The sequence below is a fragment of the Streptococcus mitis genome, from assembly GCF_005144795.1.
In the GTDB taxonomy this organism is placed as follows: Bacteria; Bacillota; Bacilli; order Lactobacillales; family Streptococcaceae; genus Streptococcus; species Streptococcus mitis_BB.
Genome location: NZ_SWFJ01000044.1, coordinates 1 through 566, shown reverse-complemented (window position 1 = coordinate 566; position 566 = coordinate 1). Strand labels below are relative to the sequence as shown.

Annotated in this window: 1 protein-coding gene; it reads right to left on the bottom strand. The window is 41.7% G+C overall.

The genetic code is table 11. From position 1 onward, the window contains the following. Window positions 1-488, bottom strand: a 488-nt coding sequence (locus FBF73_RS09895) for a T7SS effector LXG polymorphic toxin (protein WP_240798258.1), incomplete at its 3' end; no start/stop codon positions are given. Window positions 489-566: the final 78 nt, after the last annotated feature.

Genomic DNA, 566 nt, shown 5'->3' with positions numbered 1-566 from the left:
TGGATGATCGAGTTGTCCAAGTTCTTGACCTGATTCATGAGAAAGTTATAGTTCATGACCGTACTGGTATGACTGCTTCCTGAATAGCTCACCAAGTCTGAAATCTTGTCCTTGGTCGTGTTCAAGACCTCAATCTCACTCTTTAGATTGTCACGTGAACTCTTCAAATCACTATGAAGGGTTGTAAACACCTGACCTGGTAACTTTGCATGATTGCTTGAATCAATTTGATAGTAACCATCCTTGTACAGTAGGAGATTAGTTGAGTAGTCATTCATCAGGTTGACCAGAGTTTGAAGGAGAGTCCCATGCACCTCTACTAGGTAATTGCGCATACTCGAGATGGCCTGACCTTGGAGATTTTGATTGTTGATGAAGTCGCTCATAGCCTTATTTAGACTAGCGATGGCCTCTTCCCAAGCATTCATCGTCTTTTGACTTTCCACTTGAACAGAGGTAATATCATCAAATTTTATCTTGTAACTCATAGAACCTCCCTACTGCAAGCCAGAAAACATTGTTTGTCCCAATACTGTATCTGTACGGGCCAACTCTTTTCCTGTAGC